Below are 17099 nucleotides of genomic sequence, written 5' to 3'. Positions count from 1 at the left end.
TTGCATAGAGCAGTAATTCAATTCTTTCTATTTCAAAGTTTGGAGTGATTTCTATGAATATTTATTTTATTTTTTTCATTATATCATACTATATCAAAAAAACGAACATTATACTAAATATAATGCCCATTTTTCGTATTTCACTTATCAATTTTTGGTTTATAGAAGGAACGATTTTCCAATGCGAATATTTTATTGGTCATTTCTCCTTGAGCAACGAGAGACAGAGCTGTGGTCATCATCATCATTTCGGCATCCAGATTGTCAATCATGTGTAGGATTTCTGCTTCCATAATCTTTGGACGAACGGGACTGCCGTATTCGAGGAGACCGTGGTGGCTGAGGAGGACATGGCGCAAAACGATGACATCTTCCTTGGTATCATCAATTTTCAGCTCCGCCAAGGTTTTGGTCAATTCTTCATCAATCAACGCAATATGGCCAATCAGATTGCCTCGCACGGTGTATTCCGTATTTTCTGGGCCACTCAGCTCAATGACTTTGGCCAAGTCGTGCAGCATGATTCCCGCAAAAAGAAGACTCTTATTGAGCTGAGGATAGATGTCACCAATTGCATCTGCTAGTTTGACCATGGTAGCTGTGTGAAAAGCGAGCCCCGATTCAAAAGCATGATGATTGGTTTTCGCTGCTGGGTAGGAATAGAATTCCTTATCATATTTGCTGTAAAGGGAGCGCACAACCCTTTGCCAGACTTGATTTTCAATCTTGAAAATCATTTGCGCCAAATATTCTCGCAGTTCTTTTTGATCAACGGGTGGTTTTTCTTTAAAATCAGCAGGATTATTAGGCTCACCAGCCTTTGGCAGGCGTAGAGTCAGCTGATTAACCTGCGGGGTGTTATTGTAGACTTCGCGGCGTCCTTGCATGTGGACGACTTTTCCTGCTGTAAATTCTGCCACATTATGGGGCTGGGCATCCCATAATTTCCCTTCAATCACTCCAGTGTCATCTTGGAAAGTGAAGGCGAGGTAATTCTTCCCAGCTCTGGTCTGTCGGACTTCTGCTGACTTAATCAGATAAAAGCCTTCAAACATCTCATCTTTTTTCATTTGATTAATTTTCATAGTCTTCCCTTTCGTCTGGAATATCGAGCAAGTGTAAATGAAGGTCTTGGTCAGACAATTCAATATGCCGCAGCGTTCTTTCAATGGCATTGGTTCGGCGAGTCAGTAATTCATCGATGCTACCAGAAGCGTTCTTGAGGTGCTTCTGAGCCTTGGCTAGAATGCCGCCAAATTTATTAAATTCCAGCTTGACACTGCCCAGAACCTTGCTGATGTCATCTGCGCTACGCTGGATGTTTAGGGTTTTAAAGCCAACCGAGAGAGAATTAAGCAGGGCTGACAAGGTAGATGGACCCGCAACAACAATCTGCTCATCTCGCCGCAAACCGTCGAAAAACTCTGGATTGCGAACTACTTCGGAATAGAGTCCTTCCGTTGGCAAAAACATAATTCCAAAATTAGTCGTAGCCGGTGGAGCCAGATACTTACTATTAATATCCTTGGCAAAGCGCTTGACACTAGCCAACAACGACTTACGGTGAAGTTCAATTTCTTCCTTGTTGCCCGATTCATAAGCTTCTTCCAAGCGGTAGTAATCTGCTAAAGGAAACTTAGAATCGATGGGCAGGTAGACATAGTCCTGCTCCGTCTGCCCCGGCAATTTGATAGCATACTCCACGCGCTCACTAGAGCCTGCCACTGTGGCAAATTCTCGCTCATATTGGCTAGGCGTCATGATGTCTTCGATAATTTGTCCCAGCTGGAGTTCGCCCATAATGCCACGGGTCTTGGTATTGGAAAGAACCTTATTGAGACTTCCCACATCCCGAGCCACTGTCTGCATCTCTCCTAAACCACGATTGACAGACTCTAGCTGCTTGGACACCGTCTCAAAGGAGGTCTGCAGACGACTCTGCAGAGTCTTCTCCAATTTTTCCTCAACGGTCTGGCGCATCTGCTCCAGTCGCAGGTCATTGGACTCCTGAATCTGACGCATCCGCTCATCGGTCTTGTCTCGATTTTTGCTGAAACTATCCGCCATTTCAGTTCGTAAATCCGTCAAATGAAGGTGCAAATCTGTTCGAACTTCGGCTAACCGATCGCCCAGAACAAGTTCCAACTCTTTTTGCCGAAGAGCCTCCTGCTGTCTTTCCTGCTCAAAGCGGTAATCCAGCTGGTCAGACAAGTGATCCTCCTGCTCTTCTAGCAAGACTCTGATCGCCTGCTCCTGCTGTCCCTGTCTCTGCCAGAAGAAATAGAGAAAGACCAGATTGATGATAAGCAGGATGATGATGATATACTCCATATCAACTCCTATCTTTACTGTAAATAACAACCGTATAACCCCTGTCAAAGGATAAAAATACAGGTCTATCTATAAATTCGTTAGAAGCATAGACTTTTTTAAAGAAAAAATTCCTTTCATTTAAAGGATATTTAGCTCCTTCAATGGTCAGAGCCACATCCTCTGTCAGCAGAAAGGCCAGATAGTCCATGCCTTCCACTGGCTTGATTTCATGACGGCCAGAGGGCACATAGCGAATGCAATTCTGGGCATCTACTAAGATCAGCTGTTCCATATAGGGAGCGATTTTATCATTGCTGGGCAAAAAAACATTGGCCAGAGCATGGTCTAAACGACCGCCAAAGGCGCCGAAAATCGTCAGATAAGCATCTGGATAGCGCTCAAGGCAAGCCAGAACAGCCAATTCCAAGTCCGTATCATCCTTTTCAGGCTGAGCCTGAATGACTTCCTTGGCACCAGCTTTTATGCGTAGCAATTCTTCGTCAGAAACAGAGTCAAAATCGCCAACCGCTAAGTCCAGAGGCAAGCCCTGCTTTAAAAGATAAAAGGCGCCACGATCAACTCCGACAAAAATATCAAAATTCCGATTGACCGCAGTCAAATCACCACCAGCAAACAGAGCAATCCTAGGCATCTAGTGCATCCCTCAAGGTCTGAACTTGATGGCTGACATCACCTTTGAAGACATAGCTACCGGCCACAAAAATATTGGCGCCAGCTTCGCGAGCCATCTGAATCGTCTTATCGTCAATCCCACCGTCAACCTCAATATCAAAGTTCAGCTGATTGGACTCTCGCAGAGCGACCAGTTCACGAATCTTACCCATGGTTTCGGGCAGAAAAGCCTGACCGCCAAAGCCTGGGTTGACTGTCATAACCAAGACCTGATCCACTAGATTCAAGACATTTTTAATCGCTTCAACCGGTGTTCCAGGATTGATAACCACACTAGGCTTGACGCCTGCCGCCCGAATCTTCTGCAGAGCTCCATGAATATGCGGTGTCGCTTCCACATGGATGCTGATAATATCTGCACCTGCTCGAGCAAATTCCTCGATATGATGCTCAGGATTGGATACCATGAGATGGCAGTCAAAAACCATCTTGCTGTGGGGACGCATACTGGCCACAACCCCAGCCCCAAAGCTGATATTGGGTACAAAATGACCATCCATGACATCCAAATGGGCATACTCCGCTCCACTAGCTTCTAGCTTTTTCAACTCTGTCTCAAAATTAGCATAATCCGCACTCAGAACAGAGGGAGCAATTTTAAATGTTTTCATGATAGTTCCTTTCTCTATTTAGGAAGTTTTTTAGCCGTCTTTTTATAAGTTTCACGACGATTTTCGATTTCACTAAGAAATTGCAGGTAGTTTTCAAAACGAAAAGCGGCAATTCGCTCGGCTTCTACGGCTGGTTTGACAGCACAAGCCGGTTCATGCGTATGGGTACAAGTTCGGAATTTGCAGTCCCGACTGATTTCGGCAATTTCTGGAAAGGCTGCATTAAGGTCTTCTCCCTTGTCCACCTCATAATCCAGAGAAGAAAAGCCCGGAGTATCTGCAATTTTTCCGCCATTTAGGTTATAAAAGCTAACCGCCCGTGTCGTATGACGCCCCCGCCCCAGACTTTCAGAAATTTCTCCTGTTTCTAACTGCAAGTCTGGTGCTATTTTATTGAGCAGGGTGGATTTCCCAACACCAGTCTGGCCCATGAAAACAGTGATTTTCCCTGTCAGAAGCGGCAGCAACTCCTCAGTGGTTTTAACAACCTCATAGCCGATGGCCTGATAGGCCTGTACATAGACATCCAAGCTCTGCTCATCTTCAAGCAGGTCTAACTTGCTGATGTAGATAATAGGATGGATCCGCTTATGCTCTAAAAGCACCAAAAAACGATCCAAGAGATTGGCATTGAAGTCCGGCTCCTTGGCACTCATAATGACAACTGCCTGATCAATGTTGACAATGGGTGGCCGCACCAAACTATTTTTACGCTCGGCGATTTTTAAAATGTAGCCTTCAGAATCCTTGTCCGCTGAAAATTCGACATGGTCGCCAACATAAGGCGTCTGACCTTTTTTACGGAAATTTCCACGCGCTCTCGTCTGATACACCTGCCCATCTGACTCTACATAATAAAAGCCAGCCAAGGCTTTGATAATTATTCCTTGCAAGACTGCTCCTTTAAAGTTAATACAATTATTATATCAAAAAATGATTGATTTAGCTTGTCAGTTTGATAGTAAAGGCGGAAAATTATTTATCATAAATTTTTTTGGTAAAATAAAGATATATCATTGCAAGCGCTTTCTAAAAGTATTATAATATATATTATAAATACCAAATGGTTACTACCTTATTTTGAGGAGGGGACAAGGCCGATTAGAAAGGAAGGTGAGCATTTACTGGTTTCTTGTCCATCTGCTTTTTTACTGGAACATCCTATGATGCGGAAGTTCCTCTTATCCTAGAAGGAAGTTCAGACTATTTGGATGCTCCATGCTAGGTATAAGGAGGTTATTTATGAGCCTTTCATTTCTATCAAAGAGCAATCCGCTCATTTCCAACGTAAAAAAGGGGAAATTTTTAACCCCTTGGTTTCTATCTCCCTTTATCCTCTACTACATCACCCAGTACATGTCTCCGATTAGGAAGGCCTCAACTGATTTCTTTTTAGACAAACAAAGTTGGATCCCAGACTGGTGGAATATTTTAGACCTTTTGTCTTTCCTTTACACTATCATTGCCTTCTTCCTTTGGGTCAGGTTCATTGAAAAGCGGCCGATACGGACCATGGGATTCTCCAAGGGAAATGGACTATCAGAATTTACAAAAGGTGTCTTGGTTGGTGCCATCATGATTACGACCGTTCTAGTAGTCTTCTTTATCACAGGAGATGCCAAATTTGACCGTATTCAATTTAGTCTGCCTTTCCTTGTTTCTTGGATGTTAGTTCTCATCGGCTATATTTTGCAAACAGCTGCGGAAGAAATTTATATCCGCGGATGGTTGGTACCAATCATCTCCTACCACAAAAATGCCTATTTAGCGATTCTGATTGCTTCAACCATGTTCTCTTATTTCCATTTGGACAATAACGGGGCATCTTGGCTTTCGACACTTCACCTGTTTATTTTCGGACTATTCACCGCTGTCTATGCCATGAAGCGTGGAAATATCTGGGGACCTTGTGGCTTCCACTTTGCTTGGAATTTCATTATGGGAAATGTGTATGGCTTCCACGTCAGTGGATATGACAGCGAATCTTCCTTGATGTACTTCACAACTTCTAACCGTACCTTCATTACTGGCGGTCAATTTGGCCCCGAAGGAGGTATTCCGGGCTTAGTTGTCTTCATCTTGGCGCTGTTATGGGCCATCTTTATCCTGAAAGATACTTCAAAAGAACAAGAATCCCTCTATCCACAAGCTATCGAATAAATGAAAATACACTTGCAAACAATCACTGCTTAGACTTTGATAGCCGCTTTTAATTTCTACAATCAGCTTTCAAAATCCTCTATTTACCACTATTTCCCTGTGCCTGCCCCAGCCAAAACTTACCATTTTCTCTTGCCATTTTCAAAAAATATGTTATAATAAAAAGCAAGCGGAGGTGGTGGAACGGCAGACACGCATGCTTCAGGCGCATGTGCCCGTACGGGTGTGAGGGTTCAAATCCCTTCCTCCGCATCGAACAGGAACTCTTGTCCAAGTTGACAAGAGTTTTTCTTTTGAAAAATCATGAAACCGTCTTGCGATTTCTTTCAGAAAAACCAGCCTTTTTTCAAAAAGGGCTGGTTTTCAAATCTTATAATCCTTGTTCCTTCAAGGCATCCGCCAGACGGGCAAAATCTGCCAAAGTCAAGGCTTCTCCCCTGACACTTGGAGACAATTCAGCTTGCTCTAAAGCAGCTGTTAGCTTAGCCTTGGTCTCCTCTGACTTCCCAAAATGACTGGTCAGATTGTTCCAGAGCGTCTTGCGACGGTGGACAAAGCTAGCCTTGGAAACCTTGAAAAAGAATTTCTCGTCTTGGACTTCAACTGCTGGCTGGTCTCTGCGTACCATCTTGAGAATGGCCGAATCCACATTTGGCGCTGGCACAAAGACTGTCCGCGGCACAATGAAAGCAACCTTGGCCGTCATGTAATACTGGACCGCAATCGACAAACTGCCGTAAGCCTTGGTATTCGGCTGAGCCGAAATCCGATCCGCCACTTCCCTCTGCATCATCACGACAAACTCACTAAAAGGAATCCCGCTCTCAATCAAATGCATAAGAATCGGCGTCGTGATGTAGTAGGGAAGATTCGCCACCACCTTGATAGGCAGGTCTGGATTTTTAAATTCTGCTATGTACTGAGCCAGATCAACCTTGAGAATATCCTGATTGACCACAGTCACATTGTCAAAATCGCGGAGAGTATCCGCTAAAATCGGAACCAGACGATCATCAATCTCAAAGGCTATGACCTCGGCGGCACTTTCCGCCAAAAATTCTGTCAAAGCCCCAATACCAGGACCAATTTCAATGACATTGACATTTTTATCAATCTCGGCTGTATCCACAATCTTCTGGAGGATGTTGGTATCCGTCAGGAAATTCTGACCGAAGGATTTTTTAAAAGTGAAACCGTGACGCTCCAGAATGGCACGGGTCACACTATAATCTGCAATACGCATGCATCGTCTCCTATCCTTTGTATCTGTATAGAAATTCATATTTTCTATATATGTTTGTTAAATAAATAAGTTTGCTCAAATATTTCACTCCCCTTAGTATCTTTTATGCTTTTTTCTTTTTTGTCTATGCTAGAATCAATATTTTTAATTCTACAAACAATCTAACAGGATTAATCATTAATATTCTGATAATCAGAAATATTATTTCTTATTCCGTCTAGCAAAGGGATAAACTCAGTAAAATCAAATTTCGTATAATTTTTTAGGACATGCTTTGAAAAAATTTCTTTTCCATAAAAATTTGGATCCTCCTTTTTAGAAAAAGTCTTCCTTTTTAAAATAGGAGCTTTTTGTCGAGATAATAACAAATCTTCAATATCAGATGAGTTGCCGTTATTCATATCAGGTAATAAAGGGGTTGCCATTATATACAAGCTACCCTTTTTAGTAATTCGATTAGACGATCCCCTTCTAGCTTGTTCTAAATTACCTGAATCAATTTCCAAATCTCTTGCATGACTCGCAAATAAAAATAAGGGGGCTTTATCATCCTTCTTTCTATTATTTGGTTCATTATCAAATAAGAATATTGTTGGGTGTTGAGGTTCTCTTGTAGTAAGCTTTTGAAAATATTCAATGTAATTAGGGTATAGCAATTTCTCTTTTGAGTCCATTTGAAATTTCTCTTTATTAGAAAAATAATTATACCAATATTTGAGACCTTCTCCGCCTTCTGGAATATTAAATTGATACTCTACCGTATTACTACGATTTAGAAATTCAATTTTAAATATAAAATCATCACCATCTTTTTCAATAAGTTCGGGATAATTTTGATAAAGGTTTTTTAAAGCTGCTTTAATATATCGGGGATCAGTCTTTCCCTCTGTTACAATTATAGGTTTGTTGTTTCCGAAAAAATATTTATAAAATAGAAATTTCTTGTACTCTTTTTCTCTAGAATTGAATAAAGACATGTACATTTTCTTTTCTTCTTTACCAATACTGTAAAATTCTGTAGGTAATTTATATGTATTATGTTTTTTGTTATAGAATAATTCTTTTCGTAAATCTTTATTATAAAAGATATACTTCCAATAATATTTCGATTCAGATTTTTTTGATGAATTTCTTCCTAATAAATATTTTTGTGCATCTAGATTATTTTGTATCAGGGATTTTTTATAAAGTAAGTAGTTGTTGCATTGATCTATTTGAAAAATAAAAGCAAATCGTCCCGTTAGTTGATTGAGTGTTCCTGGTTTTTTATCTATTTCAAAAGCTCCATCTTTGTATAATTGAAAGGCCATTGCACGAGTATTTTTTACGTACTCTCTTTTTACATTTATCTTCTTGTTGACAACTAGTCCAGTAACTTCTTGACGTTGCATGTTATTACTCAACCGTGTTTTTTTAGGATTGATTTCAAAACCAGACGAGATGATTAACTCTTCCAATTCTGTTAAAAAGTTATCTAACTCTTTGCCCGCTCTCAATTTATTAGAGTTTAATTCACGATTTGTCGAAAAAGTCATATCGTCGGCATATCTAGAATATGTAAAACGGTATTTTTTAGCAATTTTGACAATCCGATAATCTAAAATTCTAGTAATTAAATTTGTGATGATGGGAGAAGATGGAGCTCCTTGTGGTAGCTTATCTTGATAACATGCAATTTGTGCGATTACAGTAGCAATCTCTGGTGTAACGGCAAAATCCCTATCTTTTATAAAGAAACCTCTTACTCTTCCAAAATTAAAAGAATCAAAAAAGTTTTTCAAGTCAATGTTTAGAATGTATTTCTTGTTTCGATGTATCTGAGAATTGGTAATGATGCTTTTCCCTTTTTCAAATGCATGAGACAGAACAGGCGTTTTAAAGTTCTTGCCCTTAGATTTAGATTCTATGCTTTCAAGGTAACATTCCCATAAAACATTAGCTAATTTTTTCTGAAGGAATTTTAGCTCTTTTTTAGGAGCATGTATAATTCTTTCTCCCCCATTCTTTTTGGGGATTGTAAAAGAGTTGTACAAATTAGCGATTTGTATATTGTACAGTAAATAGTTAATATATCTGGCATTTTTAAAACCAAGAAGCTTTGCTAAGTCATCCTTGGTTTTTAATTGGTTTAATTTATTCATTATCTTATCCTTAGTAAAAAGCGCATGAAAACTCTTATGCGAACGACAGTATAGAAATCTTCCTAAAACTTTAATTGATGAAAGTTTGGAATAATTCTCGAAAAAATCTAACTGTCACTATTGTCGGAAATTACTGGAGTGAGCTGAACACTCTAGTAACATTGTTCTTAATACTTGCGAACACACAAGTCAAAAATCTAATCATGCGCTATCATATAATACCATAAAAGCTTTGTTCTTTCCAACAATTATACCATTAGTACGTTGTGCAACCTCAATATCAACAAAAACATAACTCTAACCCAGATTTTCTCACAAGCTTGCTCAGCAGCTTCTTTTCGTCTACAAAATAAAGTTACTGACCACTCTTTTTCAGCTAACTGTTTAGCAGCCTGGTAACCAATACCACTATTGCCGCCCGTAATAATTACTTTTTTCATTTCTTACTCCGTTAGACCGAATACTTGAGCATGGCTTCTTCCACTTCTGCCAAGGTTACGCCAAACAGTTCCAACCGCTTGAGCAGCTGTTTGCCATTGGAATAGCCGATGCGGAGTTGCTCACCTAGATACTCTCGGCGCTGACGGCTGTCGCTTCCCATGAGTAGCCCCAGCCGCATGAGGTCATTCTTTGTCACATCAAAATCACTGCTTGACTCAAAATGGCTGGTTACCCCAGCGAGGGCTGTCTTTAAGTCCTCAAAGCTAGCGTGCTCAATACCTAGTGAGCGCCCTTTGGTCTTGGACTTGGGAGCTGCTTCGTCACGCTTGAGAAAGGCATGTTGGACTGCGGGAATTTCCGTCATAATCAGACGGCGAATCCGCTCGCCGTTGAAATCAGGGTCTGTAAAGACAATGACTCCATGTAAGTCCTGCAGGCGACGAATCCGCTCGATATCGGCATCACTGATAGCAGAACCTCTAGTTTCATAGGTCTCAACATCAAAATAGCGTTTGAGATTGGCTGTGTCATCACGCCCTTCCACAACGACCACTTGGGGGATTTTTATCTTTTCAGTCAAGCCCAAATACCTTCTTTGCATTTTCATAGGTCGCTTGAGCCACTTCCTCGACAGTCAGCCCACGCAGCTCCGCAATTTTTTCCACAACATAGCGGGTATAGGCTGTTTTGTTTTCTCGGCCACGCTTGGGAACAGGTGCTAAGTAAGGCGCATCCGTCTCGACGAGGATTTTGTCCAAAGGCAGGTTCTGCGCAGCTTCTTGAATATCCGTCGCTTTTTTAAAGGTGACGACTCCAGAAAAGGAAATCATCATCCCCAGCTCGATAAAGCGCTCTGCCATTTCCAAAGAACCCGAATAAGAGTGCATGATACCGCCACGAGGGCCTACACCCTCACTCTTGATAATCTCATAGGTGTCTTCTAAAGCGTCGCGCGTGTGGACGACAAAGGGCAGATCTAACCCTTTGGAGAGCTGGATTTGTCGACGAAATACTCGCTCTTGCACTTGCTTAGGCGCTGTCATCCAGTGATAATCCAGGCCAATCTCCCCCAGAGCCACCACTTTTGGATGAGCAAGCTTGTCCCGCAGATAGGCTTCCACCGCCTCATCATAAGTCCCAGCCTCAGTCGGATGCCAGCCAATCGTAGCATAAATCTGCTCATAACTGTCGGCCAACTCCAAGGCGCGCTCAATGGTCGGCCGGTCAAAACCGACAACATTCATATTGCTAACGCCCATTTCTGCAGCCAACCGAAGCTCTTCTGCCTCTCGACCAGCAAATTCTTCCACATTTAAATGCGTGTGTGTATCAAAAATTCTCATGCTTTACTTCCTTGTATTTCCTGTTCTTCATTATACCAAAAAAGTCAGATAAAGGGGCAAGAGCTTTACTTTCTCTCCACCTACTTCAGCGGGTATTTGTTATTTTTTTAGCTCCTATCAAAAATACTTTTACTGTTTTTTGATAATTTTTTATTATTTTTCGATATTTTGTTATTGATTATCGATATATTTTATGATATAGTAAATAAAAATAGAAATTATTTGGAGGAATCCATGTCAAAGACAAGACAAAAAACAGCTGAAGATATAAGCATTGTCCTTACAAAAATCAGCCTCAGCATTTTATTCATTGCTTCCATTGTCCTGATAGCCATCGGACCTTGGGTAGTCAGCCTAGTCATTGAATTTCCCTCTCCTTTCTTTCAGGGAGAAAGTCGCTATTGGATATTGTTGCTCCTAGGCTATGTCTTAGGTTGTCTGGCTCTGACCTGTATCGTGCATCTCTATCGGCTCCTCAGCCGCATCGGGAAAAATCAGGTCTTTATCAGACAGAATGTACAGTATATGCGCTATCTGGGCTGGGAAGTCGGAATGGTCGCCCTCATTTCTTTCTTTATGGGCTTGACAGTCTATATGCCCATGCTCCTCGTAGCCGTTTCTTGCTGCATTTTAACCTTGATTATTCGGGTTATCCGCAATGCTTTTGGCAAGGCAATTGAGCTGCAAGAAGAAGTAGACTACACGATTTAGGAGGGACTATGATTCAGATAAATTTAGACCTTGTCATGGCTCAAAAACGGATTAGTGCTGGACGCTTAGCAGAATTGATTGACCTTACCCCTGCCAACTTGTCCATCTTGAAAAATAACCGAGCCAAGGCAATACGCTTTTCAACACTTAATGCCCTTTGTCGGGAATTGGACTGCCAACCCGGCGATATTCTTGAATATATCACAGATGAAACCGAGGAGGAATAAACATGGAAACACCATCACAAGAACAGATGACGGGGCAACCCTACCTTCCTTTTGAAAAAGACCAAGAACGAAAAAGCATCTTCACAGCTTTAAACATAAAGGAACTGAAGAATTTTAGAATCAGCTCTCTCATTCTCTATTTTTTGGCCTACTTTTATACAGTTGCCATCGACGGCAACAAGACCATTTACTTTTTTCCTATCGCGATTGGTTTGATTAGCCTGACCGAGTGGTTAATAAGAAAAATGCCGAAAAGCTTGCCTCAAATCGAAAAGGATGCCTCTGCTGGGCTCGAGTCCAAGCTTTTCCTGATTCTCAGCCTGACTCAGGCACTGGCACTCAGTATCTGGGGATTTCACCCACAATTAGAAATTTTTCAGACTTTGGCTCTCCACATCTCCTTTTCTTTTTATATCCTGTCACGGACGGGTTGGCTCAATCAAGGTCGCTTGGGGATCATGGTTTGGTACGATAGTATTCAGGCTTTTGTGATTCTACCTTTTAGAAACTTTTTCGCTGGTCTTCAAGTCTTTGCTCTGAGCGATAAGACTTCAGATGCGACTGCTGAAGACAGCGATTCTTCGAAAAAAGCTCTCCAAAGTACGATGATCGCAAGCAGCCTTCTTATTGCTGGTATGCTTGTCTTCTTCGTTTGGTCACAACTCAGCCAAGTCTCTGATCGATTTGCTCTTTTCTTTAGTGATACAGCTGATGCCTTGCATCTTTTCTTTGACTTGATCTTTTCAAATCTTGATACAGACGCCATCGCTCTTCGCCTCTTCTTGGCCCTACCTATTGGCCTCTATCTCTACAGTCTGATTGTTGGCAGCTTACTGAATCAAAAAGATATCAAAGTTACCTATCAAAGCTTCCAAAATAAAATTCAGCCACTGCGAATGTTTCCTGCTTTTACAGCCTATATCATCATCGGCAGCCTCTGCCTGACCTACGCTCTCTTTTTCCTCGTTGGTTTAGGAGAATTAAGCGAACTCCTTAGTGCTGGCACTAGCCTCCAAACCATTTCGCCACAGAATGCCTCAACCGTTGCTGTTGCTGGTTTCTGGCAGCTTGTTCGTGTATCACTTCTAAATTTCGCTGTGCTAGCCGCCTTTTATTTACTGGCCAAAAAACCTCTCTGGGACCAGAAAGGCACTCGACTAGCCAGCACTATCCTCTTTATTTTCGCCTTTTTACTGGCCTTGCTTGCCGGCTGGAAACTCTTTGGTATCTACATCTATCTCTACGGTCCAACGCCATTGCGCCTGATTTCCGCTTGGTTTATCCTCGTTCTACTGGTCTGGTGTATTCTAACCCTGATTCGCTTCTACAAGCCCATCCAAGCGATCCGAATCGGTATCTTCTACGCCCTTATTAGTTTCACGCTACTTTGCTATCTCTATCCCCTGCTCTTAGCCGCTTGATAGAGAGCATACTTATATGCCAATATAATTATCAAAAAGAGGCTGGGACAAAAGTCCTAGCCTCTCAGTTGTCTTTGGATTGTCGAGCAAGACGCAGTGGTTGAGTGGGCTCTACTACGCTGATTTCATCAGCTTTTACAGCCCTACTCAACTGTGCGGAGGTGGGACGACGAAATCGAATTCTAACGAATTACCGATTTCTGTCCCACTCTCTTTTCTTTTATTCAAACTAGATAAGATACACCTAGAAACCACCTAGACTAGCCCGTTTACCTTCCATTTCATGTAAAGTTCCTATTCTGCACGGACTCCTTCATAGCAATACTAGCCACCCTTAAACCATAGAAGTCTATTTTATCAAGAACAATAGAAAAACCAGCGGTCTCGAGTCTCCACTGGTTTCTTTATGGTAATCGTTTGGATTATGCAGCCAAAACTTTGCGTCCTTTACGACGACGAGCTGCCAATACGCGACGACCGTTTTTAGTTGACATACGGTTACGGAATCCGTGTTTGCGCGCACGACGAAGTTTACTTGGTTGATAAGTACGTTTCACGATGAATACCTCCTCATAGATTTTGTATTCGTTTAGCCGGCTATAAAGTGATCAGTTACTAAACATACTTTACCATTCTATCGGATTCTCTCCTGTTTGTCAATAGTATTGGACGAATTGTTTCTTTTTGGAAACGAAATCATTCAAATCGTGTCGCTTCATAGAAGGGAATCAAGGCTGTCATAGCCTGCTCAAGCTCCGACAGAACTTCCTGCTTACTTTTAGCCTCGGAAAGATTGACATCATATTTGATCAAAACCTTGCGGACTAGCCCAGCAGCCACCCCCTGGCTTAGATACTGTCTATTTACCTCCGTAGCTTCGAAGCGTTGACTCTGGCCGTCTATCTGGGCAAAATAGTAAGCTGGCGGCTGGATGGGTAGATTCAGCACTCGATTTTGCTTGCTGAGACTGTGCTCGTCTTTCTTACGCTCCATAAAGCTCACCTCCAGCGACACTCCAAAATCTTCTGCAGTTCCATACAAGCGCAGAGCGAACATGGGCTCTGTGATTTCCCCATAGCCTCTTAGATAATTCCAAAAGTGTGGGCGTAAAATCTGGGCCTGATTCAGCCAATTGCTGGTCCGCTCCAGACTCAGCTTGGGATAGAGTGCCTGAAAGTCTCGGACCAAGTTCGCAAACTCCTGCCGAGCAGCCTGACCTCTAGCCTTCAAATCCAACATTGTCTCTCGCAGATCCCCTGCCTTATCTGGTGAAATGTATTTACTTCCTTGAACAGTCAAAAATGACTCAATAGCTGGAAAAAGTGACATAGAATTTTCTCCTTTCTGTATCTAAAAACCAGCTAAGCAGCTGGTTAAGATTTATTCCGAATCAATATCTACAACAACATAGCGGTTAGGCTCATCGCCTTCTGAATAGCTAGTCACACCATCAATTCTTGAGATGATCCGGTGGATGATTTTACGTTCACTATTAGACATAGGATCCGTATGCTGGCTGCGACGGTCTTCTAGAGCACGCTGAGCCAATTTTTGCGCATAGCTTTGCAAAACTTCTGCACGATGCTCCACATAGTCATTCACGTTGATAGAAATGTAGAAACTCTTGGAATATTGATTGTAAAGATAATTCTGAGCCAACAGCTGCAAGGCTTTCAAGACTTTACCGTGGTAACCAATCACGCGCCCTGGCTCATTGGTATCAATTTGCATATTGATTGTTCGGCGATTGTGGCTACTAGAAAGAGTCGCTTCAACATCCATTTCATCCACAATCTTTTGCACATATGTGGTCACACTTGCGACAACTTCCTCAATATCACAATCATCCTCAACCTGGATACCCAAGTCAAAGAAGGACGACTCAGCTGTCTCTTGCTGACTAGGTGCCACTTCTGCTAAAGAGCCGTCTTCCTCTGGGTCTTTCAGAGTCTGTGCTTCATCAACCGCTTGACTGGTCTTTAAGAAATCAATTGCACCTGTTTCTTCCAGAATGGTACTGGCATCTTTATCGTTTTTAAGAATTTCAGCCTTGACTTTTTCTGAAACAACTTCACCTTCGCCCTCGGCCTTCTTGATAGCCGTCACCACTCGTCCCAAGTCGACTGTTGCTTCACTAACACTCTGTACCGGCTCATTTTGCGCATTGATTTCCTCAGGAACTCCTTTTACCGCCTGTTGGTTGGCCTTGGCCACAGTCGTTTCAGCAATCGGCTCCACATCTACCTGCGCAGGCTTTTGGCCAAATAAACCGAGAAAACCTTTCTTTTCACGCGAAACAACGGTAATATGTGCTCTCATTCGTGGGATATCCAGCGTTTTTAATCCATCTTGAATCGCTTCTTCAACACTTGCTCCTGTAAAAATAACCATCTGCAAGAGTCCTCCTTTTTACTTTTTCTTTTTCTGTGCTTTTTGAAGGGCACGTTTTTTCTTCATTTCCAATTGGCGCTCCGCCTTTGCCTTCGCTTCGCGTTCAGCAATAATCTTAAAAGGATTGCTCAAAAGCAAGGTCTGACCGACTTGATAGGCGTTAGAAACTGTCCAGTAAAGAGCTACCCCGCTAGCTGCATACACCGCAAAGAAGAAAATCAATACTGGCATCAGGTAGGTCATCACTGCCGTCCCACCATTTTTCTCTGGCAAAGCCTTATTAGATAGCCAAGTGCTAAAGAAAGTAAAGAGAGCAGCGAGAATAGGTAGGATAAAGGTCGGATCTGTTGTTCCTAGATTAAGCCAGAGGAAGTGACCTGTTTTTAGAAATTCAACTCGTGTCAGAGCTTGAAAAAGTGCCACAAGCACTGGCATTTGGATAAATAAGGGAAGAAAAGCGGCATAGGGATTGACACCCATTTCCTTGTAAAGCTTGCTGGTTTCCTCTGCTAAAGCGGTCTTACTATCCATATCCTTGCCCGGATATTTTTCCTGAAGCTTTTTGATATGAGGTTGAACTTCCTGCATCTTTCTAGATGAGGTCGTCTGAAACTGGAAGACTGGCAACAAGACTGTCCGAATAATCAACGTGAAGAGAATGATCCCGATCCCTGTACTTCCATTAAAGGACAAGAATTGAATCATCTCCGCAAAGAAATAAACTAATTTCTCCCAAAAATCACTTGAATTAGCGGTCACTTCGCTGGTGCCACAAGCCGTCAAAATAAGCAGAGAAGCCGCTAAAAGAAATCCTATTTTACTCTTCTTTTTCACAAACAAATCCTTCCTGATAAATTTTTGAAACTTTTAAGACATGCAATAAATTTTGTTCCACTTGATGGTAGTCTAGAGTTTCAACTCCCTTGCGAGCAATAACAACAAAGTCATCCTTGGTCAAATCCGCCCGATGCTGAATCAAGACATGACGAATCTTTCTTTTGATACTATTGCGGACAACTGCATTGCCCAGCTTTTTACTGACTGAAATCCCCACTCGAAAATGGCGCTGTTCTTTTTCTAATTTATAAACGACAAACTTTCGATTGGCAAAATTCTGCCCAGCTTTAAAAATCGCCTTGAAATCTTTTTCGCTCTTGACGCGATAGTTTTTTCTCAAAACTCAACTCCATCCACCAAAATTAACTCTATTATACCATATTTTCCCAAAAAGCCAATAAGGGCTAGGTGCGAGACGAGCCCTCTTTTTGAATAGTTTTACCGAATGAAAGAAGCTGTTCGGAAAGAAGAGACCGGCAGTACAGCTCCAAAAAAGAGTCCGGGACAAAAGTCCTAGCCTCTCAATTGTATTTGGATTGTCGAACAAGACGCAGTGGTTGAGTGGAC

At 42.0% G+C, this 17099-nt stretch carries 18 protein-coding genes, 1 tRNA gene and 1 pseudogene; 5 read left to right on the top strand and 15 right to left on the bottom strand.

The genetic code is table 11. The features are described from left to right. Positions 1–140: 140 nt before the first annotated feature. From PAN94_RS01525 to rsgA, 5 genes are read right to left on the bottom strand one after another with little or no spacing between them, the layout of a single operon-like run. Positions 141–1085 (bottom strand): 3'-5' exoribonuclease YhaM family protein, encoded by a 945-nt coding sequence (locus tag PAN94_RS01525; protein WP_285874345.1) that lies wholly within the window; start codon positions 1083–1085, stop codon positions 141–143. Further along, entirely contained in the window at positions 1075–2331 is a 1257-nt protein-coding gene (locus PAN94_RS01520; RefSeq protein ID WP_247951018.1) for a DNA recombination protein RmuC, read from the bottom strand. Before PAN94_RS01520 ends, PAN94_RS01525 begins: the two co-directional genes overlap by 11 nt. A gap of 1 nt (position 2332) precedes the next feature. Next, on the bottom strand, positions 2333–2965 hold the full coding sequence (locus tag PAN94_RS01515) for a thiamine diphosphokinase (RefSeq protein WP_285874344.1): 633 nt from the start codon (positions 2963–2965) through the stop codon (positions 2333–2335). After that, entirely contained in the window at positions 2958–3617 is a 660-nt protein-coding gene (rpe, locus tag PAN94_RS01510; RefSeq protein WP_285874343.1) for a ribulose-phosphate 3-epimerase, read from the bottom strand. The genes PAN94_RS01515 and rpe overlap by 8 nt, the downstream gene beginning before the upstream one ends. Before the next feature lie 14 nt (positions 3618–3631). Beyond that, on the bottom strand, positions 3632–4510 hold the full coding sequence (rsgA, locus tag PAN94_RS01505) for a ribosome small subunit-dependent GTPase A (protein ID WP_285874342.1): 879 nt from the start codon (positions 4508–4510) through the stop codon (positions 3632–3634). A gap of 349 nt (positions 4511–4859) precedes the next feature. Between rsgA and PAN94_RS01500 the strand changes: the two genes are divergently transcribed. Then, entirely contained in the window at positions 4860–5777 is a 918-nt protein-coding gene (locus PAN94_RS01500; RefSeq protein ID WP_148888685.1) for a CPBP family intramembrane glutamic endopeptidase, read from the top strand. Between the two features lie 169 nt (positions 5778–5946). Continuing rightward, positions 5947–6029 (top strand) — tRNA-Leu (locus PAN94_RS01495). 118 nt (positions 6030–6147) lie between these two features. Here PAN94_RS01495 and rsmA read toward each other — a convergent pair. From rsmA to PAN94_RS01470, 5 genes and pseudogenes are all read right to left on the bottom strand, one after another. Then, the gene (gene rsmA, locus PAN94_RS01490; protein ID WP_125383395.1) at positions 6148–7020 is read right to left on the bottom strand and encodes a 16S rRNA (adenine(1518)-N(6)/adenine(1519)-N(6))-dimethyltransferase RsmA; all 873 of its coding nucleotides are present in this window, start codon (positions 7018–7020) and stop codon (positions 6148–6150) included. 170 nt (positions 7021–7190) lie between these two features. Continuing rightward, a complete protein-coding gene (locus PAN94_RS01485) occupies positions 7191–9161 on the bottom strand; it encodes a retron Ec67 family RNA-directed DNA polymerase/endonuclease (RefSeq protein WP_285874341.1) in 1971 nt (656 codons plus the stop codon). A gap of 305 nt (positions 9162–9466) precedes the next feature. Next, positions 9467–9601: pseudogene (locus PAN94_RS01480) on the bottom strand (SDR family NAD(P)-dependent oxidoreductase); the annotation flags it as partial. A gap of 11 nt (positions 9602–9612) precedes the next feature. After that, positions 9613–10209: a ribonuclease M5 gene (rnmV, locus tag PAN94_RS01475; RefSeq protein ID WP_125383734.1), complete on the bottom strand. Its 597-nt coding sequence runs from the start codon at positions 10207–10209 to the stop codon at positions 9613–9615. Continuing rightward, complete coding sequence (locus PAN94_RS01470; protein ID WP_285874340.1) at positions 10175–10945, bottom strand: TatD family hydrolase; 771 nt, start codon at positions 10943–10945, stop codon at positions 10175–10177. The genes rnmV and PAN94_RS01470 overlap by 35 nt, the downstream gene beginning before the upstream one ends. Before the next feature lie 234 nt (positions 10946–11179). Here PAN94_RS01470 and PAN94_RS01465 point away from each other — a divergent pair, with 234 nt between their 5' ends. From PAN94_RS01465 to PAN94_RS01455, 3 genes are read left to right on the top strand one after another with little or no spacing between them, the layout of a single operon-like run. Next, on the top strand, positions 11180–11656 hold the full coding sequence (locus PAN94_RS01465; protein WP_041826919.1) for a DUF2975 domain-containing protein: 477 nt from the start codon (positions 11180–11182) through the stop codon (positions 11654–11656). An 8-nt stretch (positions 11657–11664) separates the two neighbouring features. Next, positions 11665–11883 (top strand): helix-turn-helix domain-containing protein, encoded by a 219-nt coding sequence (locus tag PAN94_RS01460; protein ID WP_005591644.1) that lies wholly within the window; start codon positions 11665–11667, stop codon positions 11881–11883. A gap of 2 nt (positions 11884–11885) precedes the next feature. After that, a complete protein-coding gene (locus PAN94_RS01455) occupies positions 11886–13304 on the top strand; it encodes a DUF4153 domain-containing protein (protein WP_125383732.1) in 1419 nt (472 codons plus the stop codon). 422 nt (positions 13305–13726) lie between these two features. Here the strand turns inward: PAN94_RS01455 and rpmH are convergent, their stop codons facing one another. The 5 genes from rpmH to rnpA all read right to left on the bottom strand — a co-directional run bounded on the left by rpmH (position 13727) and on the right by rnpA (position 16872). Continuing rightward, positions 13727–13861 (bottom strand): 50S ribosomal protein L34, encoded by a 135-nt coding sequence (rpmH, locus tag PAN94_RS01450; RefSeq protein ID WP_000831905.1) that lies wholly within the window; start codon positions 13859–13861, stop codon positions 13727–13729. 139 nt (positions 13862–14000) lie between these two features. Further along, the gene (locus tag PAN94_RS01445) at positions 14001–14633 is read right to left on the bottom strand and encodes an HI_0552 family protein (RefSeq protein WP_285874335.1); all 633 of its coding nucleotides are present in this window, start codon (positions 14631–14633) and stop codon (positions 14001–14003) included. Between the two features lie 51 nt (positions 14634–14684). Next, positions 14685–15695: an RNA-binding cell elongation regulator Jag/EloR gene (jag, locus tag PAN94_RS01440; protein WP_285874334.1), complete on the bottom strand. Its 1011-nt coding sequence runs from the start codon at positions 15693–15695 to the stop codon at positions 14685–14687. 18 nt (positions 15696–15713) lie between these two features. Next, positions 15714–16529, bottom strand: coding sequence for a YidC/Oxa1 family membrane protein insertase (locus PAN94_RS01435; RefSeq protein WP_285874332.1), 816 nt, complete (start codon positions 16527–16529; stop codon positions 15714–15716). Next, the gene (gene rnpA, locus PAN94_RS01430) at positions 16513–16872 is read right to left on the bottom strand and encodes a ribonuclease P protein component (protein WP_061422180.1); all 360 of its coding nucleotides are present in this window, start codon (positions 16870–16872) and stop codon (positions 16513–16515) included. The genes PAN94_RS01435 and rnpA overlap by 17 nt, the downstream gene beginning before the upstream one ends. Positions 16873–17099: the final 227 nt, after the last annotated feature.

Origin of the sequence: Streptococcus sp. SC1, assembly GCF_030272855.1 — a bacterium.
In the GTDB taxonomy this organism is placed as follows: Bacteria; Bacillota; Bacilli; order Lactobacillales; family Streptococcaceae; genus Streptococcus.
Note: the sequence above shows the minus strand (reverse complement) of the source record. Positions and strands in the feature narration are given on the sequence as shown.